The 19,348-nt window shown below is 68.6% G+C and carries 17 protein-coding genes and 7 pseudogenes; 11 read left to right on the top strand and 13 right to left on the bottom strand.

Features of this window, described 5'->3' with window-relative positions; translation table 11 throughout:
• Together ABD858_RS35135 and ABD858_RS35130 are read right to left on the bottom strand one after the other, a co-directional pair.
• On the bottom strand, nucleotides 1–392 hold a 392-nt coding region (locus ABD858_RS35135; RefSeq protein WP_345045437.1), incomplete at its 3' end, for a hypothetical protein.
• Between the two features lies 1 nt (nucleotide 393).
• Nucleotides 394–1,068: a hypothetical protein gene (locus tag ABD858_RS35130; RefSeq protein ID WP_345045434.1), complete on the bottom strand. Its 675-nt coding sequence runs from the start codon at nucleotides 1,066–1,068 to the stop codon at nucleotides 394–396.
• A gap of 334 nt (nucleotides 1,069–1,402) precedes the next feature.
• Here ABD858_RS35130 and ABD858_RS35125 point away from each other — a divergent pair, with 334 nt between their 5' ends.
• Entirely contained in the window at nucleotides 1,403–1,993 is a 591-nt protein-coding gene (locus ABD858_RS35125) for a GNAT family N-acetyltransferase (protein WP_345045432.1), read from the top strand.
• 356 nt (nucleotides 1,994–2,349) lie between these two features.
• Here the strand turns inward: ABD858_RS35125 and ABD858_RS35120 are convergent.
• From ABD858_RS35120 to ABD858_RS35100, 5 genes and pseudogenes are all read right to left on the bottom strand, one after another.
• Nucleotides 2,350–3,446 (bottom strand): annotated as a pseudogene (locus ABD858_RS35120) (integrase core domain-containing protein).
• A 66-nt stretch (nucleotides 3,447–3,512) separates the two neighbouring features.
• Nucleotides 3,513–4,053, bottom strand: a pseudogene (locus ABD858_RS35115) (helix-turn-helix domain-containing protein); the annotation flags it as partial.
• Between the two features lie 69 nt (nucleotides 4,054–4,122).
• Complete coding sequence (locus tag ABD858_RS35110) at nucleotides 4,123–4,308, bottom strand: DUF1737 domain-containing protein (protein ID WP_345045430.1); 186 nt, start codon at nucleotides 4,306–4,308, stop codon at nucleotides 4,123–4,125.
• Between the two features lie 270 nt (nucleotides 4,309–4,578).
• Nucleotides 4,579–4,950, bottom strand: coding sequence for a hypothetical protein (locus ABD858_RS35105; RefSeq protein WP_345045428.1), 372 nt, complete (start codon nucleotides 4,948–4,950; stop codon nucleotides 4,579–4,581).
• A gap of 483 nt (nucleotides 4,951–5,433) precedes the next feature.
• Nucleotides 5,434–5,811, bottom strand: a pseudogene (locus ABD858_RS35100) (NUDIX hydrolase); the annotation flags it as partial.
• A 116-nt stretch (nucleotides 5,812–5,927) separates the two neighbouring features.
• Between ABD858_RS35100 and ABD858_RS35095 the strand changes: the two are divergent.
• On the top strand, nucleotides 5,928–6,227 hold the full coding sequence (locus ABD858_RS35095) for a hypothetical protein (RefSeq protein WP_345045455.1): 300 nt from the start codon (nucleotides 5,928–5,930) through the stop codon (nucleotides 6,225–6,227).
• Here ABD858_RS35095 and ABD858_RS35090 read toward each other — a convergent pair.
• From ABD858_RS35090 to ABD858_RS35080, 3 genes and pseudogenes are all read right to left on the bottom strand, one after another.
• Nucleotides 6,126–6,485 (bottom strand): annotated as a pseudogene (locus tag ABD858_RS35090) (NUDIX domain-containing protein); the annotation flags it as partial. The gene ABD858_RS35095 and the pseudogene ABD858_RS35090 overlap by 102 nt on opposite strands.
• 107 nt (nucleotides 6,486–6,592) lie before the next feature.
• Nucleotides 6,593–7,378, bottom strand: coding sequence for a PIG-L deacetylase family protein (locus ABD858_RS35085; RefSeq protein ID WP_345045425.1), 786 nt, complete (start codon nucleotides 7,376–7,378; stop codon nucleotides 6,593–6,595).
• Nucleotides 7,379–7,448: 70 nt separating this feature from the next.
• The gene (locus ABD858_RS35080) at nucleotides 7,449–8,156 is read right to left on the bottom strand and encodes a nucleotide triphosphate diphosphatase NUDT15 (protein ID WP_345045423.1); all 708 of its coding nucleotides are present in this window, start codon (nucleotides 8,154–8,156) and stop codon (nucleotides 7,449–7,451) included.
• On the opposite strand from ABD858_RS35080, the pseudogene ABD858_RS35075 reads away from it, so the two are divergent.
• From ABD858_RS35075 to ABD858_RS35065, 3 genes and pseudogenes are all read left to right on the top strand, one after another.
• Nucleotides 8,131–8,307 (top strand): annotated as a pseudogene (locus tag ABD858_RS35075) (DDE-type integrase/transposase/recombinase); the annotation flags it as partial. The gene ABD858_RS35080 and the pseudogene ABD858_RS35075 sit on opposite strands and share 26 nt — an antisense overlap.
• Nucleotides 8,308–8,565: 258 nt before the next feature.
• On the top strand, nucleotides 8,566–8,811 hold the full coding sequence (locus ABD858_RS35070) for a hypothetical protein (RefSeq protein WP_345045421.1): 246 nt from the start codon (nucleotides 8,566–8,568) through the stop codon (nucleotides 8,809–8,811).
• Between the two features lie 55 nt (nucleotides 8,812–8,866).
• Nucleotides 8,867–10,270, top strand: a complete 1,404-nt coding sequence (locus ABD858_RS35065) for a VanZ family protein (RefSeq protein ID WP_345045418.1) — start codon at nucleotides 8,867–8,869, stop codon at nucleotides 10,268–10,270.
• Nucleotides 10,271–10,367: 97 nt separating this feature from the next.
• On the opposite strand, the gene ABD858_RS35060 is transcribed toward ABD858_RS35065, so the two are convergent.
• The 3 genes from ABD858_RS35060 to ABD858_RS35050 form a co-directional block, all read right to left on the bottom strand.
• Entirely contained in the window at nucleotides 10,368–10,940 is a 573-nt protein-coding gene (locus ABD858_RS35060) for a helicase associated domain-containing protein (protein WP_425586366.1), read from the bottom strand.
• A 164-nt stretch (nucleotides 10,941–11,104) separates the two neighbouring features.
• On the bottom strand, nucleotides 11,105–11,563 hold the full coding sequence (locus ABD858_RS35055) for an SEL1-like repeat protein (RefSeq protein ID WP_345045416.1): 459 nt from the start codon (nucleotides 11,561–11,563) through the stop codon (nucleotides 11,105–11,107).
• Nucleotides 11,564–11,617: 54 nt separating this feature from the next.
• Nucleotides 11,618–12,676 carry a M12 family metallopeptidase gene (locus ABD858_RS35050; RefSeq protein ID WP_345045413.1) on the bottom strand — a complete coding sequence of 353 codons (1,059 nt, stop codon included), beginning with the start codon at nucleotides 12,674–12,676 and terminating at the stop codon, nucleotides 11,618–11,620.
• Between the two features lie 379 nt (nucleotides 12,677–13,055).
• Between ABD858_RS35050 and ABD858_RS35045 the strand changes: the two are divergent.
• The 6 genes and pseudogenes from ABD858_RS35045 to ABD858_RS35025 form a co-directional block, all read left to right on the top strand.
• Nucleotides 13,056–13,208, top strand: a pseudogene (locus ABD858_RS35045) (IS1380 family transposase); the annotation flags it as partial.
• A gap of 2,831 nt (nucleotides 13,209–16,039) precedes the next feature.
• Nucleotides 16,040–16,354, top strand: a complete 315-nt coding sequence (locus ABD858_RS35040) for a hypothetical protein (protein WP_425586365.1) — start codon at nucleotides 16,040–16,042, stop codon at nucleotides 16,352–16,354.
• 259 nt (nucleotides 16,355–16,613) lie between these two features.
• On the top strand, nucleotides 16,614–17,639 hold the full coding sequence (locus ABD858_RS35035) for a hypothetical protein (protein ID WP_345045411.1): 1,026 nt from the start codon (nucleotides 16,614–16,616) through the stop codon (nucleotides 17,637–17,639).
• A gap of 579 nt (nucleotides 17,640–18,218) precedes the next feature.
• Entirely contained in the window at nucleotides 18,219–18,455 is a 237-nt protein-coding gene (locus ABD858_RS35030) for a hypothetical protein (RefSeq protein WP_345045453.1), read from the top strand.
• A gap of 211 nt (nucleotides 18,456–18,666) precedes the next feature.
• Nucleotides 18,667–18,768: pseudogene (locus ABD858_RS37070) on the top strand (IS5/IS1182 family transposase); the annotation flags it as partial.
• A gap of 15 nt (nucleotides 18,769–18,783) precedes the next feature.
• Complete coding sequence (locus tag ABD858_RS35025) at nucleotides 18,784–19,158, top strand: toxin Doc (RefSeq protein WP_345045408.1); 375 nt, start codon at nucleotides 18,784–18,786, stop codon at nucleotides 19,156–19,158.
• Nucleotides 19,159–19,348: the final 190 nt, after the last annotated feature.

Below are 19,348 nucleotides of genomic sequence, written 5' to 3'. Positions count from 1 at the left end.
CCCAACGTGATGACGTTACCGATGGTGGGTCCGGTTTCTTCACGATTGTGCCCTTCGTGCGTGAGGACGGCGCTGGCAAGGGTGAGCATGGTGACCAGCTGACGGAGTTCTTCGAGCTCAACGTTCTTGTTCGCGAGGGTCTTCTTGAGTTTGGCGACGGTTTCCCTGAGGCGCTTCTCGTTCTCCGGGATCTGCTGAGTTTCGTTGCGAATGCTTTCGTAGAACTTGTTCTTCAAGTCGGCATGATGTTTGAGTAGGGCCATGCGGTGAACGTCGGCCTCCGCGGCGAGGGCGACGATGGTGAGGCTGCCGTTGGAGTCGGTGGCTTGGCCGGCCAGGAGCCGGTCCATCGCCTCGCGGATGCGGGTGCGCTCGTCTGATTGCTGGTTCATGTCAGGGCCTCGGCGGGGTGGGCGGTGTCGTCGTGGGCGGTGGCCATCGTGCGGAGCCGGTTGGCGTTCGCTCGAAGTTGCTTACCGATCGGGCCGGGTGAGCAGGCGGCGAGCTCTTCGACCTCTTCGGCTCGTTGTCGCAACTGGCGGGCGTGTGAGTCGGTGCGAACGGTGTTACAGCCTGGTCGGCAGTCGTACTGCTTCGGTGCTGTCGCGCCCGGCTCGGGTCGCAGAGCGCGTTGTCGTGCTTGAACGCGCAGATCAGGAAAGCATCGGGGTTGTCATAGAGCACGACGCCATCCCGGGCGAGGAACTTGGCAGCCTTCTTCGCGAACGTCCTGGGGACGATGCGGCCCTCGAAGCGGGGGGTCGTGGCTGCGGCGGTGAGGGCTCTTCGGGCGGCGGGGCCGGAGACCTTTTCGTCGGCGGCGACGCGGTCCCGCAGGTGAGCCGCGGTGTCGGCGGCGGCGAGGGCGGTCTCGACGTCGAGGACGGAGTGAATGCCGCGGCGGGTGCGGGAGCCGTAGCCGCTGGAGGTGCGGGCATCCTGGATGGTGCGCATGTGTCCGTACTGAATCGCGAGAGCGATCAGTCCGCCGGGGCGGCGGGCGATGTGCCAGGCCAGGTTGTGGACGGGGTTGTGGGCTGACCACTGACCGCCACCTGAAGCTCTCACTGGACCGAGGGGTTCTTTATCACGTCGTGCGGTCCGTGTGACTGAACGCCCGAGTTGGCCACTGAGCTGGGAGCGTGTTCTTGGGGGCCAGGAGCCTCCCACGTGCGAGCCTCGGTATCCGAGGTCGAGACTGGTATGGCCCGGTGATCAGGTAGCCGGTTTCCTCGGGGCATGACTAGATGCCGGGGGTAGTTGTTACCGGGGATCCCGCACGAGCAGGTCCGGCGGCTACCCGGTGAACGGGCTGGGAACGACGATGCGGTTATAACCGGTTGACCGCTCGGCGTCAGCCACCGAAGCTTATGCTTCACCACCACTGACCTGGGGAGAACGAATGTCGACGGTCACCCCTGCCATGTTCACTTGCCCGCTCGGTGACGACGCAGCGCTGATACCGCGTACGGTCGCGATCGCGGAGGCTCACCAGGCCCTGCTGATGGCCAACTACGAGCGTCTCGCACACTGGGACCCGGGATTCGATGCCGACAACCCGACGACGCTCGACGAGACCCGCTCGCGCCTGGAGCAACAGGGCCAAGCGTGGCTTGAGGGAACACAGTTGCCCCTCGATATCGCAGTGCCGGCGGGCCGGGACTGGCGACTGGTCGGCACGGTCAGCTTAAGGATCGACATGGCCATGCGGACTGGCGAGATCGGCTACTGGATCGACGCTGCGTTCGAAGGACGGGGGCTGGTCACCCGGGCCGTCACGGCAGTCCTGGACCAGGCATTCGGCCACATCGGCCTGGACCGGGTGGAGCTGCGGACCGGCACCGACAACGTGCGTAGTCGCAGCGTAGCCCGCCGCCTGGGATTCACCGAGGAGGGCTTGCTGCGCGAAGCAGTGGCCTTCCCAAACGGACCACGCGACGACGACGTCGTCTACGGACTCCTCGCGCGCGAATGGCTCAAGCTCCGTGGTTGATCTCGATTGAAATCCGCTGGGTGATGTCGCCGGACGGCGCGTCCTAACCCCGTTTCTCGATGCAATCCGGATCACCGTGGGGTCGGTGTCCTGGCAGGTGCAGCCCGAGCCCGTGCGGTGGCGGTGCCCGATGGCCACGGGCCAACCGAGTCGGTCGTACGCCGTGGCGCACTCGATGGTGTCGCGGCCGTGCAGGACATGCAGGATGTCGCTCATGTCGCCCCCGTGTCCGCTTTGGAACCGTAGGTGATGGTCACGACACGAGAGTCCCGCCGAAGCAGAAGGGCGACCCACAGGAATCCTGTAGGCTGCCCAATTGGCATATGCTGTGGGGCTCGAATAGTCATCGCTGCAGCTCAAGCCGCGTATCGGTACTCGTTGATGACCCTGCCGAGGACGCGGGTGCGCAGGGGCCTGCGGGGCACGCGATCGTGCAACACCGCTGGCTGTCCCGGGGCTTCGGGTGGTCGTTGGTCTCGTGATCGGTGTGGCCGGTGGCAGTTGTAGTGCTCCTGATAATCGGCGAGGACCTGTCGGGCGTGGGCCTCGTTCATGATCAGGATATGGTCGAGGGCCTCGCGCCGGATCGTGCCGATTACTCGCTCGCAGTGGGCATTCACGCGCGGCGCCCGAGGTGCGCTGAGCAGCACCTCGGTGTCCTCGGCTTCGAAGACGGCGTCGAAGGAGTCGGTGTACTTGCTGTCGCGGTCGCGGAGAACGAAGCGCAGCGACTCGACGCGGGTGCCGAGGTCGGCGGCGAGATTGCGGGCCTGCTGGGTCGCCCACTGCGCGGTGGGGTGGGCGGTGACGCCGGTGATGTGGAGCCTGCGGGTGCCGTGCTCGAGGAACGCCAGCGCGTACAGCCGCCTGCCGGTCACGGTGTCCACGTGGAAGAAGTCCGCCGCGATGATCCCCTCGGCCTGAGTGGAGAGGAACTCGCGCCAGCTCGGGCCGGTACGGCGCGGGGCCGGGTCGATGCCGGCCGCGTGCAGGATCTCCCACACCGTGGATGGCGCGATCGGATGCCCCAGCCGGGCCAGTTCACCCGGATCCGTCGGTGGCCCCACCGCGGGTTCTCCTGCGCCAGACGCAGAACCAGCTTCTTGAGCGCGGCGGCCGTGGGAGGGCGCCCGGTGCGTCGGCGTCGGTCGGAGTAGTCCCACTTGCCGGCGATCAGCCCGCGGTGCCAGGCCAGCAGCGTCCCCGGCATGACCGGGAAGACACCGCTCCAGCGGCGGCGCGGTATCAGCGACGACAACGCGGCCAGCCAGAACCGGTCTGCGGGCTCGTAGCGGACCGGACCGCTGAGCTGTCGTCGCAGCACCGCGTTCTCGTGCCGCAGCACCAGCAGTTCGGCGTCCTTGGCCTTGTCCCGGCGCAGCAGCACCGCAGGCACGGACAGCAACGCCCGGGTGGCCCGGTACAGGATCGAGATGATCACGGGGTGCAGCATCCCAGCCACCACCGAGGGCCTTGCACGCGGGCTCCCACCAGCAGCGATGACTTTACGAGCCCCACAGCGTCCTTGGTCGTCGCTGAAGGTGGTGGTCTTGATGGTGTTCTGTTTCTTCTTGCCGGACACGAACGCCTTGCGGCCGGGGGTCCCGCGCGCGGGCGGCGGACCTGCACCTCGGTGCCGTCGATCCGCAGTTCGACGCCCTCGGCGTCGGCGTAGGTGAACAGGTCCTCCAGTGTGCGCAACCGCAGTCCGGGGCGATCGGGCACGGCGAAACCGCGAGCGGCCAGCAGCCGCCGGACCTCGCGGATCGCCCCCGAGACGGTGGAGCGATCCACCCCGTACAGCTCGGCGAGCGCCGCGTGCGGCAGCCCGAGCCGAAGGTGTACCAGTGTGACCAGCAACCGATCGGCGAACACCAAGCGCTGCTTGGGCCCGGCACCGGCCGCCCGGCGTCGAACCCGCCACGCCGCTCGCGCAGCGCCGACTCCCGGCTCGCTTGCCATTTCGGTGCGAGTTCTTCGAGCAACTCACCGAAGTATGCGCGAGAGACCCCGGACAGGGCAGGATGGGAACAGGCCGCACGGGCCCAGGTCAGCCTCACAACTCACCCAACCCGTGCGGCCCTTCTCACGTCACGGGCCGATCGCGACCGCGATTGCCTACAAGGCCTCTACGACCGTGCTGACCAGACCAGCGCCTGGGCCACGATGACGCTCTCACCGTTGAAGGTGACTGCGGGGCCTTCATGCAGCTCGTAGCCAAGATCAATCGCTTCGCTCACACGCAGGCAGAACGTGGCGTCGTCCCGTCCGGTCAAGACTCGGTAGATGGGCAATCCGTCTGGTGGTGTGCTCATGAGGAGAAGGATCCCAGGCGCACCCGCCCACCCAGCCAGCGGGCCAGTACATCCCGGAGCCAATCGCTCCCAAGGTCGTAAGCACCGCCTCGCTCACCACCCACGCGTACGCTGTCGGATCGTCGGGCTGCCGGGGGCGGTAGCGCAGGAGCTCGTCTCGCTGTGCGACGTGGTGCAGGGTGAGCTCGGCCCATCGTGCCGCAGGTCGCGGCCGATGCCCGGAATTCCCCACGCCGCCGGCGGCCCGTGGGTCCTCTGGGGGCGGCGGGGCTACAGGCCGCGGCAGATCTCGCGAGCCTGGTCCAAATCCTTCTTCACCGTCGCGTCAAATTCGAAGACCTGGGCGTGGCGGTCCTGTGAGCGGCGAATGGCCTGTGCAAGCTCCTTGTACTTCGCGTCGCCCGCTGCCGCCGAGGCAGAGAGTGCCCCGGCTGCCGCATAGCGGTTGAGGGCGATCTCGCCGCCAGAGCCTTTCTCCGTGTACTTCCCCGCGTCGAACCCGTCGAGTGCCTCGCACGCGGCTCGCGCATCTGCTGCTGGGGTCCCGCCAGCAGCAGGGGAGTTGGAGTCGGCGCTCATCGCCCATGCAGCGCCCATCCCCGCGGCGCCAAGCACAAGCCCGGCTACGAGGGAGAGCACCACGATCCTCGTGCGAGTGCCGGGCTGCTCGTAGGACGTCGAGGCGGGTGCGAGGGTGGTGGAAGGTTGATGTGGTTGCATCCGGCTAAAGGTAGCGTGACCGCTCGCGGCCCAGACACGGGGACCGGCGAGCTGCTCCGGCGGCTCCCGGCGTGACGGCGACGGGGATGGCTGGGCCGCGATGTGGAGGGCGACGGCCCCGAGCAGCGTCACGGCCCGTGGTGGCACATCGCCGCCACGCCGCCCTCGTAGGAGATGCCGCGCAGGGTCGCGACCGGGCCCCGCAGCCGCTCTGGCCGAGGATGATCCCGGCGGCGGCTGCGGCATGCCGTCCACCTGCCCGCCCTGCGCCGGCCGGGAACGGTGCCCCAATGGGATCGTCTCTTCCTGAGCGGGCGTCGGTGCGCAGATGGCTGGTCGGCCGAGGGAGCGACGTCGGACATGGGGGTCCTGGATTCGGCTGGTTTCGCTTCGGGCGGTGCTGCGCTACCAGGTAGTGGGGGCGCTGAGTTCGGTGACAGGCTGACGACCGGCCTGGGGAATGCCGAGGAGGATGCGGGCCTGGTGGACTGCCTGGAGCTGCTCGGCCGCGGTTGGCCCCCAGTCGAAGAGTTCCAGGGCCTGCTCCGGGGTAGCCAGGATTCGGACGTAGGTGCGACCGGTGGCCGGATCGACAGGGGCCGGGCCGAGGCTCGTGAGGGCGGCGGCGTAGCGGACGCGCGCACAGGGTTCGTCGGGGTCGGACAGGTACCCGAGATATCTGGTGCCGGCCAGCTCGGCGGCGGCCTCCTCGCGGGCTTCACGGAGCAACGTGGTCTCGGGGTCTGCGTAGTCCGCGGGTTCCAGAGTGCCGCCGGGCAGGCAGGCCGCGCCGGTGTCGGGTTCGAGGAGGACGAGGACACGCCCGTCTGGGGCGAAGGTCCACGCCCAGGACTGGCGGACCGTGAGGCCTTCGGGGACGGGGCGGGGGGGAAGGGGAAGTGGTGACGGGCTCGGGCGGTGCGCAGGGCGCCGACCTGGTCAAGGACGGTGGGGGCGATCGGGAGCCCGTCCTCAAGGAACGCGGGACCGGCGCCGCTGATGCGGGCGCGGAGCGCGGACAGGGCGCGGCGGGCGTCGCCCTGAGACATCAGAGCGGGCAGGTCAGCGGGTTCGACGAACTCGACGGCCTCGATCTCGCCCGGTGCGGGCCGGATTGCCGCGATCTGGTCCTCGTCCCAGGCGCCGCCGTCGAAGACGTGCAGGAGCTTGCCGGGGAACTTCATGGCGGGGGACGCTGAGCGGCCGGCGGGGGAGACCCAGTCGACAGCCAGCCCGCGGGTGACGTTCGCCGTGACGCCGAGTTCCTCCTCCAGCTCGCGGGCAGCGCCCTGGGCGGGGGACTCGCCCTTGTCGACGGCGCCGCCGGGCAGCAGGCAGCTGGGCCGGTAGCCGACGCGCTGGATCAGGACCTGCCCGCGCTGGTTGGTGATCAGCACGGAGGTTCCGGCCCACAGGGCGGCCGAGGCGCGCAGCGCCCCGTACGCCTCCTCGGTCATCGCCACACTGGGAAGTTCGTCGGGCGCAGAAGTCGTGGTCATCTCTCTCCAATCGGTGAGTGCTTGCTCGTGGGCGGTGAAGGGGCGGCTGGCACGGGGCCGGGGTGTCAGATGATCAGCTGGGCTGGGTCGCCCTTTGTGGGGCCGGGGGTGAGGCGGGTGAAGTGCTCGGTCTGGATGATCTGGTTGCGGTCGCCTTCGGGAAGGCGGGCGAGAATGCCAGGGAGGGGCCGTTCGCGGGCGACCTCACCGCGGTGCGCGAGGATCGCGGCCCACTTCTGCTCGAGATGGCCGCTCACGTCGACCGTAACGGTGACGTGATGGTCCGGGACGGACAACACCTTCTTCCCGACCCGCTCCAACAACGCGCCGAGTTCGCCCACGCCCGAGTGTGGGTGCGTGGCCGCGGCGTAGAGGGCGGCGGGCTGCCACGGGGCGCCAGCATCCGGGCAGCGGTGCTCCAGGCCCGCGGCGTGAAAGGCGAGGGTGACGGCCTGGTGGGTGCGTACGTGATCGGGACGCCCGGTCAGTTGGCCATAGGCATCATGGGTGATCAGGATCTGAGGGCGCACCGCCCGGATGTGTCCGACGAGCACCTCCACCAGCTCGTCGACCGGGACGTCGCACAACCGCAGTCGGCCGGGGGCGGATTCGGGGATGCGGTGGTCGGCATAGCCCAGCATCCGCGGTTCCCCGGCGCCCAGGACCCTGAGGGCGTCGGCGAGCTCGTCGGCCCGGTGGCTGCCTGAGGCCCAGGTCGCGGTGACGACGGCGGTGTCGGCACCGGAGGCGGCGTGCTGCGCGAGCACACCGCCAGCCAAGAGCGCTTCGTCGTCCGGGTGCGCGAACACCCCCAGGAGGGACGGCCGGGCCGGGATGGATGGTGGGGTCATGGGCGTGATGCCTTCTTTCGTGACGCTGGTCAGGGGCAGGGGTGCGGGCGAACGTGGTCGACTAGCAATGTCATGGGCTGTAGGGCTGGAAGTGGGCGGGCGGATGGTCGAGCGGTAGCGCCGGATCCCATGCCGTCAGGCACTGAGCACTCGGAACGAACAGCGGCTGGGGCAGGGCGCCCAGGGGCCAGAACCGCCAGGCGCCGATGGCCTCCTCGCGCTGCTGCGGGACGCCGGACCAGCGAGTGATCAGGACAGGCACCGTGAGCCGTACGACGTCGCCCACCCGGTCCAGGAGTGTCCCCAGCACCTGCACGTCATCGGGGTCGGCCAGGAGGCCGGCTTCTTCGCGGAGTTCGCGGACGGCGGCCTGGGCGAAGGTCTCGCCCGGCTCGACAGTTCCGCCGGCGAGCTCCCACGTACGGCGCCGGTGCTGCCCGAGCAGGACTCCGTCCGGGCTGTGCACGATCACACCGACCCCCAGCGCGGTGTTCGGCGGAGGCGGTGCGCTGGTGCGGGGGCGGCTCGGTACGCGCTGCGGGCGGCGGGCAGAGTACAGCCGGTAGGAGACGCGGTTGTCCGGCTTCGGGGAGTCGATCGCGGTGACCGCCTCCATGGTGAGGCCGTGCTGGACCAGGAGGTCCTCCCACAGCTGCGGGGTGAGGACCCACATGTCCATGGGGTGGTCTTCGGTGGTGCCGGGCAGCCTCAGGATCTCGGGCCGCGGGGCCGCTTCGGTCGAGGACCCGGTGCCGTACACCAAGTACGTGGGCGACATCACGTATCTCACCGTCGGGGACGGTCAATTCCTCTATCTGGCAACGGTGTTGGACCTGCATTCCAAGCGGCTCGTGGGCTGGTCGATCGCCGACCACATGCGCACCGAGCTGGTCACCGACGCGCTCGAAGCCGCCGCCCGCACCCGTGGCAAGCTCGCCGAGCAACTGGCCAAGCACAAGGTAGGTGGTGGCGATGGTCGGCCGGGAGACTCTGCGCCGGATCCTGTGCACTGGCAAGGTCTCCTGACGTTCATGAAGGAGATGCGGATCATGGACAAGGATGCTTACTGGGTCGGCACGCTTATGACCGCAGGCAACTCCTGCGTCTACGGTGCAAGCTGACCGCGCCGTCGCAGTCGCCTGCGGGACCGGCAGGCACACCTCCGTACGGGATGTCTCTGCTGTCCCGTGTCACATGACCGCGGGAAGGCCTACCGTTGGGAGATCCCCGGCTTCGACGGTGGCCTGGTCGAAGGATCTACGACGTACTCCTCCTACTTCTCCATCAGGTCGGGCCAGACCGTGCTGAAGTCGTGGGGCGTGGGTAGCAGCGCTTACTGCAAGAGCATGACCGGTGTCTTCAACTACAGCGGCGGCACGTTCCAGACGCCGACCACGCACTGCTGGAACCAGCACCCTGCAGGCTCCGTCTGATCAGGCGGGGCCTGCGGCCCTGCCTACCTCACTCTGACTACGCAAGGACCGCGCCGTGTTCTCCGCGATCTTCCAGCATCACGTCGGCTATCTGGTCGCGTGCACATTGACCGCCCTGATTCTCGGGGGTGCGGCATGGGTGCTCGCTCGCCGGCTGGGCAACACTCACGGCCTGTGGTGGTCTGGACTCGCCTTCACCGTCACCGGTGTCCTCGGCGTCACCTTCATGGGCGCCGGCCCGGCCAGCGACGTATGCGTCCTGAACCATCAGTTCGCCGAGCCTTTCCACACCACGCAGGGGCTGTGGAACCTGGCGATGATGGTGCCTGTCGGCGCCCTTGCCCTCCTGGCCGTCCGCCGGCCCTTTCCCGCCCTGGTCGGCGTCATCGCCCTGCCCTTGGCCATCGAATTCACGCAGGCCACCGTCGACGGCCTGGGGCGCGTGTGCGACAGCTCGGACGCCGAGATGAACATCATCGGCGGACTGGCGGGACTCGCCATCGCCGCAACCGTACTCACCGTGCGCAAGTCGCTCCTGTGGCAGGGCGGCGTGAAGGGCGCACTGATCGCCTCCCTCGCACTGTTCCTGCTGGGCTCGGGCGTCGCCCGCCCGATGCTCGCCTTCACCAACGTTGACGGCAGCGGCCTCTCCGCGGCGGATACAGACCAGAAGCGCGCTGTCGAGGCGGCGGTGAAGGAAGCGTTCGGCGACCGGTACACAATCGGCCAGCTGTATGAGCAGCCCTGCCTGGACACATCGTGCAAGGACGTCATCTTCCACCTGCACATCCGTGAGAAGGGCCAGTCCGAGCTGTTCGGGAACGGCAGCCTCTCCTGGCCGGACAAGAAGCACCTGAAAGTACTGCTTGAGGACAGCGACCGGCCCACCGGCATGGGATACCCGGTGAAGGGGGCGAAAGCGCCCACCACCGACCGCGAGGCACATGAGATCGCGCAGGCGTACGCCCGCCGGCAATACCCATGGGCGACGAGCGCGACTGTGCAGGAGACCGATCCCGTCGGCGAGAAGGCCAGCCTGGGCTGGATGACGAACTGGCGATGGACTCACAACGACGTTCTGATGCCCAGGATGCTGGACGTCCAGATCGACAGGGCCGGGCGCGTATCTCAGATCGACGTGACCCTCGGCCCGACGCGCGCAGACCTCCCCGAGGTCAAGCTCGACGCACGGCAGGCCGAGGAGGCGGTAAACAAGGCCGTGGCGGCGGAGCTGCGGGCCAACGGAAGCACCGACGCCGAGTTTCAGACCAAGGCCGTCACCGTGAAGGCGGACGACCTGGACGGCAAGTGGAAGCCCTACTGGCTCGTGAACGTGACATCGCCCCACGCCGGACAGACCGACGATGCGCAGGCACCGGCTCCCGTCGAAACCTACCGAGTCAACGCCCTCACCGGACAGGTGTACGACGCCGGCAGGGTGCCCATCAAGACGAGCTGACCGAGCACTGGAAGACTGCACAGCAGGACGGCTGACCCGTCGACAGCGGGCCGGACAGGATCACCCTGCCCGGCCCCCGCTGCCCAGACATGCTGGACTACGTCCAGCGCATGCCGATGGCGGAGAGCTGCTCGATCCGTTCCGGCGCCAGTGTCGCGGCCCGGCTCCGCTGGTTCCCGATCCACGCCCCAAGTCGAAGCTCTCGCACCTCTTGGTACTCCCCGCTCCCGTCCCCGTTGCCGCCGACGAGCCGTTCGATGTGCTTCCTCGGCACTCTCAGATGCCCCTCGCGCTGGTAGAATTGGCGGGCGACCTCGTAGTTCATGCCCCATTTGTCGGCCTGCGTGCGGCGTGGCTGCGGCTTCTCGTCCTCGGCCGCGGGCTCGATCCCGAGGACCTGCTCGCACATCCACTGCTGGACGGTGGTGAGGTTGTCCCAGCCGAGCCGGACCGAGCGCACCCACCGGCCCAGGTCTTCGCCCTGGTGCACGACGTCGCCGGGCTTGGTCGGCAGCGTGCCGCTGGCCTCCAGGTGGCACCGGGTGAGGTGGAAGGCGCGCTGCCACTCCACGGGCCAGGCGGGGCACCACGACGGGGCGATGTCCTCCAGCTGCTCGCGCCGCTCGTTCGACAGTGCCCCGGCCGCTGCTGGTCTGCGGGGGAGTGTCATCTGAGCGTTAGCGGCGCAGCCTCAGTGACCTGGTGGTTCGCACTGACGGATGGTGCTCAACTGTTTCCGACAACCAGCCGACGCCCAGCACCCCCTGACCCGGCACCCATGTCTGAAGTGTGGCGGATGCACGGGCCTGCGATCGGCGGGTGTTCTGCCCCGGGTCATGGGGCTGACTGGGCGCTGGTGGCGGACAGGCGTGTCAGTGCGCTGCGGGCGCTGGGGTAGCCGGACTGGGCGGCCTGCCGGTACCAGGTGATGGCTTCGTCGAGACATCCGGATTCCTCCAGGATTTCGGCCACGAGCAGCTCGGCGCCCAGGTATCCCGCCTGGGCCAGAGGTACGAGCCAGGTCACCGCCTCGTCGGCGCGGCCAGCGTGCTGCAGGAGGTCTGCTGCGCGTGCCAGGGCTCCGGGGCGGCCGCGTTCGGCGAGGTCGCAAAGCCATTGGGTGAGAGCGGCATCGCGGCCGGTCTGCTGCAGCAAGGTGATCGCCGTGTCGAGGATGTCGAGGTCGGTCTGCTCGGGAGCTGGGGCGCGCTGGTGATCGACGTGCCCGAGGCGGCCCGGAGGTCGGGCCGGTACGTATGGGTCTTCGAGGTGGAGTGGCACGGCTGAGCACACGCGCCGTGCCCCTCGCCCGGTGGCCGCCCCGGACGCCGGGGCGGCCACCACCGCTCACCAGTACATGAGCGCGATCGAGCCGTTGCCCCAGCTGGAGTACAGGCGGGCCCGAGCCACATAACGGTGGTCCTTCACGAGCTTGACATCGAGGCGTCCGTTGCGGTCCTGTCCGCTGTCGTCGTCGGCGGTGACGTACCGCAGACCGTCGGCGGTCTCCTCGAAGAGGGCCAGGACGACGTCGCTGTTGCCGAACGTGCCGACCTGGTAGCTCCGGGTCTCCGGTGGAATGATCTCGAAGTTGGCCTGACCCCCGGTGGCGAGCTGCACCGGCGCCGACTGGAACGGTTGGAGTCTGGCTGGCTGGGCGACGAGCGGCGGGTACCACTGGAGCACACGCTCCTTGTCCGTGGCGGACAGGCCCAGCGTCTCCGGGATGCCGCCGCGGTAGGCTTCTGGACGCACGATGAGCCCGGGCCCGAAGCTGTACTCCATGATGGAGTCGGGGTCCCAGGTGGAACCCGTCACCTCGTTCTGCGACAGCTTGCGCAGGATGTTGTTGAACGTGACCTCGTGGGGCCAGTTGTTGGGTGGTCCGGCGAGGTCCGCGTAGACCTTCTCCTCGTTCCAGACGATGCCGGCGAACGGGTTCTGGTGCTCATGGGCGAAGCCGAACACGTGCCCGATCTCGTGCAGCGCGGTGGCCTTGCCGTACGGGGTGGTCAGGTCCCAGCCGAACGTCATGGTCGGCTCGTTCGTGGCGATGCCCAGATTGTCCCGGCCGACGTACGACGCGGACCCCTCACTCTCCCGGAAGAGGACGCGGATCTCGGAGTCGCCGGGATCGGCCACCTCCTGGAACTCCAGCCCGATCCCGAGGGCCTTCCAGGCCTGGAAGGCGTGCCGGACCTCGTCCAGCTGCTCCGGGCCTCCGATGTCACCGCCTTGGTCGAGGAAGGCGTAGTGCAGGACCGTGCCGTTGATCCACTTGGCGCGGACCAGGAGTATGGCCCTCGATCGGTTCGGATTGAGGTCCGGGCGCAACACGGGCTGGGTCTGCGGAGGTTGGGCGCAGTAGCGGGGCACGGCTGTCCCGCTCTCGGCCGGCGCGTTCATGGTGTCTCCTTCAGACGCGTGTCTCTCACCGCGAGGGCGAGCGCGTACCCAGCCGTCGGCCGGTGGTCGGGCGAAGAAGGAGGTCGGCGGCGTGATACTGATCGCCACCACGGTGTTACGGCTCTTAGTGAAATGCCCGACCTGATGATTCCATCATCTTCCCGGGCGAGTCATTCCGCAAGTTGTGAATGGTGAAATACCCCAGGAAACAGGGCGGTTGAACCATGAAGCACTGCCTTCTCATGCCCGCCGCGCCGTCCCCGTACTGTCCCGGCCCGTCACCCGCGGCATCCGCACGTCCTTCTCCGTCGGATGGTCCATCACCGAGCCCCCCTCCCGCCGAGCGATCTGCCATCTACCCAAGGAGGTCTGACACCCCGCCCTCGAGCAGGACGGCTCGCTGCGCGAAGGCGCCGAGGTCGCCGAGCTGACCGGCCTGGTCGACCTGCCGGACTACCCCGAGGGCACCCGCATCATCGTCCGCTGCGAGCGCCCCCATCCCGGAGCCCAGCTCTCCCTGTTCGACCTGGACTGCGGTCACGGCAGCGCGCTCGAGTTCGCCCTTGCGGCCCCAGTAGCCCGCCATCACGGTGGGCCCGGCCTGGTGCAGGCGCTGCACGATGCGCAGCAGCAGTTGGTACTTGTGCTCGCGGGCCAGACGCATCCCGCCGACGCGGGAGTCGAGCGGGCCGAGGGCGATCTGCAGCGAGTACCCGTTCGGCAGCTTGGCCGGGTCGAGGCTGCCGAGCCCTGCCGCGGTCAGGCGCGTGTTGGCGGCGAGCCGGTCGAGTAGGTGGTCGACGCGCTGACGCAGTTCGGCGAGCTGCGCGGAGGTATCGAGGGTGTCCACGCGGCCGTTGTCGTTCAGCTGCCACACGCTGCCGGCCTCCACCCGTACGGGCAGCGGCTGGCCGGTGGAGCGGTCGATGGGCAGCGACGTCGGGCACGGTGTTCGGGACGTGCACGACCGGGATGCAGTCGACCATGAGGTCGAGCCGGCCGAGGACCTGGCCGTCGGAGCGCACCCGGTAGGCGGCATTGTCGCCGGGCAGGCTGAACACGTCGTGGGCGCTGCCGAGGTCTTCCAGCAGCCATTCGGCGTCGGTGAGGTAGCAGGTCGTGGCCGAGGGCTTGCTCGGCACCCATGGGTAGGTGCGAGTCACGATGCTGATGACCGCATCCATGGTGTCGCCGACCGTCAGCACCGGGTCGCCATCGGCGCCGGCCACCTGCTCACGGATCGCATGCCCGTCGTCGGTCCGGCCGGGCGCTGTCGCGGGCCCGATCGGCGCCAGCTCGCAAGTGATGTGCCGTACGCGGTCCTTGAGGCCGCGCACCGGGGCAGCTGGCAACTCCCATGCGAAGTGCACGCGGGAGGGGTACTCGGCGGAGTCCTGCTCACCCTTGTCCCACTCGGGGAAGTAGAAGCCGGGGTCGTAGATGCGCAGCAGCACACGGCGTTTCGACGGCTCCCACACCAGGGTGTAGACGCTGTCCCCGCAGCGCGCCGCGCACCGTTCGGCCTGCTGCATGCGCAGCGGCAACAGCTCCTTGTCGGCCCAGGTGGGCAGCCGCTGCTGCAGGTCGGCCGCCGCCTTGGCTTCCGGGGTGGGATCGTCGCTGGCGCCCGGGTGTTCGGCGCCGGGCACCACGATGGTCTGCTCGGCACCCAGCAGGTATCTGAGGGTCGTGTCGATCAGGTTGGACGGATCGCCCAACTCGCGGCGCTCCACGCGGTGGTCGTAGTCGCCGGTGATCGAGGCGAGCTGCCCGGCCTGGTTGGAGTCTTACTGAGGTTTTCGGGTTGTCGTCGGGTAGTGACGGACGGCCAGGAGCACACGACCACGGAGGCCGGGAGGACGAGCCCGGAATCGAGGTGCCGCCGGCGCTTCTGCTCCCGGCGCGCGGACGTTCGTCGAGCACGTCCACCGGACCCGACGCCGGATGGCGCCGACGCCCTGACGACGACCCCCGGTGGTCGCCGAAAAGCCGCCCGTGCTCGGGCGGCTTTTCCGGTTACTGGGATCAGTAACCACTATCTTGCTCCTCCCATCTACGTGGGTGGGCCCTGCCCGAGGCTCCCTGCACGAGCACCCAGGCACCGAAAAGGCCCCCGCCCGACCACCGCCACCCAACGGCGCCTGACCGCCACACCGGGCTCACCGCCAGCACCTACGTACATGTGGTCCTATTGGACGCATTAGATCCCTCTTTAGATTGATCCCTCAGGCATATTCTTCCTGCCGTCAAGCCTTTAGTTAGCTGGTCGGATACCAGTGGCTTCAACACTCACTTCACTGCACGAAGGGATCCTCTGTGAAGTCTGTTGTGCGGTTCGCGTCATGTACCACTGTTGTACTGAGCGTGTTGGGTATGGCTAACGGTCAGGCTGCCGCGGCTACTGACGGTGACGATCCTGGCCGCAGCACAGTCATCGTTAACAATGGGGACAACAGCAACATCAACAACGCTGGCCGAGACGTGACCGTAGGGAACGGAGCAGCAGGTAGCGGACACTCGATCGGGACCAGCGGGGGAGTCAACTCCCCGTCGATCCTCACCGCCAACTCGTATGGGGCATACGTCAATGCAAACCCAGTCAACGACGCTAACTACGTGGGAGTTTACCCTTCCGGAAGTCCAGTGACCGCGTACTGCACATATGTGTCACCCAGCGGGACCTTCGTGTTGGTCAGCCTTCCAGGCCCCACCAACCTGGGTAGTCGCGTAAGCGGCTGGATTAACACAATTGAGGTTAGCGGCACCCTGCCGCCCCCGTGTGCAAATTCATAACCTCTCTGCACCACCTAGCGACCTGCCAAAGATTTGTCTTCCAGGGCCGAAGGAAGCTTCGTCAGCCAAAGGGGAGAATTTCAGGGGCCGTCGCAACACAGGTGATCAACTGGCTGTGGTCAGGAGCTTAGCGAGACGCTCGGCTGGGGTTCCCCAGTTGAGCGTTTTGCGTGGGCGGCTGTTCGGCTCGCAGGCCACTTTCTTTCCCGATCGGGGCAAGAACGATCTTGGTCGGACAGCTTGGAGGGACCGCCACCTGGCACCGGAAAGGCACCGCCCGACCACCGCCACCCACCGGCGCCTGACCGCCACCCATGCCGGTGCCATTCCGGTGCTGCCCCCGGCACCGCCGAGCCCACCGGCCCTCGCTGCTCAGGCACGCCCGGACGCGGTCACCGCGGCGCCGCCCGTCCAGGCAACCCCGCCGCGGACCCTCACGAACCGTCCCGCACCGGTGCGGGACGCAGCACCGGCGGACGCCGTCCGGCCGCGCCGGACAAGGCCGTCGGGGCCGAACCGCGGTTCGTCAACGGTCCGCTCGCCGTCCTGGACGTCGAGGAGGACGGCAGGATGCTGGCGTACTGCGCCCAGGGGCTGGTCCTGGACTGCCCGGCCAAGACGATCCCGGCCCTGGTCGAGTGGACGCTGAACGAGGCCAGGCCCGGCGCGCCGCGACTGAACCGCAATGGCAACGACACCGACCCGCTCATCGTCCTGACCGCTTCCGCCGTCGCGCGCTTCGGCCTGCCCGCCGTCCTCGAGGACCGGCGCGCGCTACGGCTGCCGGAACACCACAAGGTCGTCCGGCAGATCACCAGGGCGAAGCGGGCCTCGGCGATGCGGTCGCCGAGGTTGTGGATGATCTCGACGAGTCGTGCCCGCTGACGGGGCGAGACCTGGAGCATGGGACATCTGATGCAGGAATGCCCGCGCTGGCAGGGGGTTCCGTAGGGCCGAGCGCAGTCGCCCAGCTCCAGCTTGCGGATGTGGAAGTGCTGCTGGAACTCGCGCCACTCGTCGTCGGTGGGGTCGCGGTATTCCTCGGCGGGGCCCACAGCGCGTCGCCTGTCGAGGAAGGACCGGCAGGAGCGGATTACAGTAGCTCGTACGTGGGTGGACAGATGAGGCTGTACGCCGACACCTGATGCCCGGCCGCCCGGCGGTCGCCGTGGCGGCCCCGGTCTGGCAGGCGATCACGGCTGCTGGCCGCGCCAGCCTCGGCGAAGACGCGTTCGCGGCCATGGGCTTTCCCGTCCCGTCCGCAGACGGGCGGGAACCCTGGCTGATCCACGCCGAAGCCCAGACGCTGGACCTCGCCGGTGGACGCTGGGGAGCCGGCTGCCTCAAGCGCACGGAGCACGGCGGCGAATGGCGCTGGCACCCCCACCCCAGATTCGGTCTCGAGCAGGGACGCTCCGCGACGAACTGGACGAGCGGCCAGACTCCGGCCCTGCGCCTCCGCGTCGTGGGGACCCTGCCGTGGGCGGACACGAACACACTGGAGATCACCACACAACGGCGACTGGACCTGGAGCGGAAGCTCCCCAACAGCCAGCTGGCCGGAGCGATGACGCTTCTCTCCCAACGCCGCGCCGCTGACCTGCCCGCCGCCCAGTGGCGGCGGACCCTGTCATTCAACTCGTCCCGGTCGCTCTCCTACACATGCACTCTCGCTACGACGGAGGGCACCCCTGCCCTGCAGGCCGCCGCCATGCTCGCCCTGCCGACGACGATGGAGTCCTCGGTCGTCGTGTGTGCCGAAGTCCTCATCGACGACAGGCAGGCATGGGCAACACTCCTCCAGCTCGGCTGGGACACTCGGCTGAGCCTGCAAGAGGCGCAGGCAGTACTCCTCGGCGCGTGGGAAACCGCCGCTGAGCTGCTCCCCGAAGCGATCGGCACACCCGATCTGCACTGGTCCGCTCCGCCCACTATCGAACTGCGCCTCAGCAGTGAGCGGTCCGAGCCGAACGGAGTCCTGCCGCCGCTGACACAGGTCCTCGACCTCACCCCGTTTGGTGACGGCGACGACCGGACGGCCATGGCCGTCACGATCACCGCCCCACCGCGCCTGACCGCCGACGAGCGCAGGAACCTGCTGCGCCGGGCCCTGGTGCACGTGGGCCGTGAGTTCGGATACGTCGACGCAGGCCCGGAAGCACTGCTCTAGTGTTCTGGGCCGGAGATCTGCCAAGAGCTCCGCCCCAGGGCAACGCCTCTCTTCTCCTGCTCCCAGTACAGGGCCTGGTCCCACCACCGCCACGACCGCGTGCGCCAGGCCGAACATCTGCTCGGCCTCCACCTCAGCCCGCCCCGCACGCCGAGCCACAACCGCCCACCGCCTCCGCGCGGCCAGCACTTCTGGCAGGCCGCGCAGATCCAGATGCTCCAGGACCTGGTCGGCGTCCGCGTCCAGCCGCCACAGTGCATGCCGTGCGCACACCCGATCCCACCGCGGCGTGTAGCGTACGACCCGCGCCCCGGTCCCGCAGCGCCGTGCCGCGCACAACCGGCACCCGAACGCCACCGGCCCGCCACTGCCCCGCCCACACGCCACACCGCACGCGCCACGCCCTCGTCTCCACCGGCCTTGGTGTCCTCGACGGAAAAGGCCGGCAACGCCCGGCTCAGTACCTCCAGGCCGACCCCGCTCAGTTCTGTCAGCATTCGCTGTCCGGCCCCGTTGAGCAGGAGCTCCACATCGGCCCGCACTGCGCCGCTCTCGTGCCGGGGACGGGAGCCGGTGACCGTGAAGTGCCCGAGCACCTGCTCGGGCTGGATGCCGTACGCGGTGGCCACCCGGCACAGCAGGGACCACGTCGTCTCCCCGCGGACAGGCGCGTACGACTTTCCGACCCGTCAGGTGTCACCCATCGCAGGCCTCGCCTTCTACAACGAGCACGTGGACCTCTACCTCGACGGGCAGCTGCTTCCCCGCCCCGCCCCCATCACCAGAGCCATCCGGGAAAGGGAACACCCTATGTGAACTGCGTGAACGCCCGCAGACGCACACCGTGCCGGGGAAACCCATGTCACCCGAATGGCGGACTTATCAGGGCATTCCATCGGATTAGACCGCTAGGGTGACGGATGGGCGTGCAGTCAGTACACGCCCATCCGTCACCCGCTTTCAGGAACGGGTGCTTGCTGCCCGGCGCGGTTGCGCCGGGCGGACAAGGAGCAGGCAGTGAACAAGCGCGCTGGAATCCTACGACCGGATCGTCGGGCTCGTGCTCGACCAGATCGCCGTTGACGGAAGCGTTCCCCGACGAAATCCCCCCGGCCGACTGCCAGCAGGGAGCCGACGCCGCCTGATGGTGCTCTACATCGACATCCCCTGGCTGCTGGACATCCAGGAACAGTCCATCCCCGAAGACCTCACGGTCGTCGACTACTCCGCCCTCGTCGCGGCCGTGGCCCGCCACAAGACCCGCATCCCCCGCCCCGTCGCGGCCGAGCCCGACGCCGCGTGGCGCGCCGCCGCGCTGCTGCACACCCTGGTGCGCCTGCAGCCGCTGCCGTACTGCAACAGCCTGTTCGCCTGCCAGGTCACGGTCGCCTACATGCACGCCTGCGGCGAAGGCATCGACCCCCCGTACGGGGCGCTGGTGCAACTGGTCCGCGACATCCAGGCCGGCAAGGCCACCGTGTACCAGACCGCGGACCGCATCCGCACCTGGCGCATCTGATCGGCCGCAAAGCAAGCGCCACGCCTCGCCAGCGGCTGTCCCCTCGCCGTGCACTGACTCGCCCGGTGCATACCGAGGCGCACCCCGGGAAGTGGGCGCGAGCCGGGTGGGCGTCGGAGGCGGCCGTAGTACCGCGATGAGCCGGCGGACAACACAACCGCCAGCCAGGGGAAGGGCCGCTGCTTCGTCG

The sequence above is a fragment of the Streptomyces sannanensis genome (genome assembly GCF_039536205.1).
Lineage (GTDB): Bacteria > Actinomycetota > Actinomycetes > Streptomycetales > Streptomycetaceae > Streptomyces > Streptomyces sannanensis.
The sequence above is the reverse complement of the archived record's forward strand: the minus strand, read 5'-3'. Positions and strand labels throughout refer to the sequence as shown.

Excerpts from the sequence above, each read along its gene's own strand:
- ABD858_RS35125 (WP_345045432.1), top strand. The coding sequence starts at position 1,403 with ATGTCGACGGTCACCCCTGCCATGTTCACTTGCCCGCTCGGTGACGAC.
- ABD858_RS35110 (WP_345045430.1), bottom strand. The coding sequence starts at position 4,308 with ATGAGCACACCACCAGACGGATTGCCCATCTACCGAGTCTTGACCGGA.
- ABD858_RS35085 (WP_345045425.1), bottom strand. The coding sequence starts at position 7,378 with ATGACCCCACCATCCATCCCGGCCCGGCCGTCCCTCCTGGGGGTGTTC.
- ABD858_RS35080 (WP_345045423.1), bottom strand. The coding sequence starts at position 8,156 with ATGTCGCCCACGTACTTGGTGTACGGCACCGGGTCCTCGACCGAAGCG.
- ABD858_RS35060 (WP_425586366.1), bottom strand. The coding sequence starts at position 10,940 with ATGACACTCCCCCGCAGACCAGCAGCGGCCGGGGCACTGTCGAACGAG.
- ABD858_RS35050 (WP_345045413.1), bottom strand. The coding sequence starts at position 12,676 with ATGAACGCGCCGGCCGAGAGCGGGACAGCCGTGCCCCGCTACTGCGCC.
- ABD858_RS35040 (WP_425586365.1), top strand. The coding sequence starts at position 16,040 with ATGCTGGCGTACTGCGCCCAGGGGCTGGTCCTGGACTGCCCGGCCAAG.
- ABD858_RS35035 (WP_345045411.1), top strand. The coding sequence starts at position 16,614 with ATGCCCGGCCGCCCGGCGGTCGCCGTGGCGGCCCCGGTCTGGCAGGCG.
- ABD858_RS35025 (WP_345045408.1), top strand. The coding sequence starts at position 18,784 with ATGGTGCTCTACATCGACATCCCCTGGCTGCTGGACATCCAGGAACAG.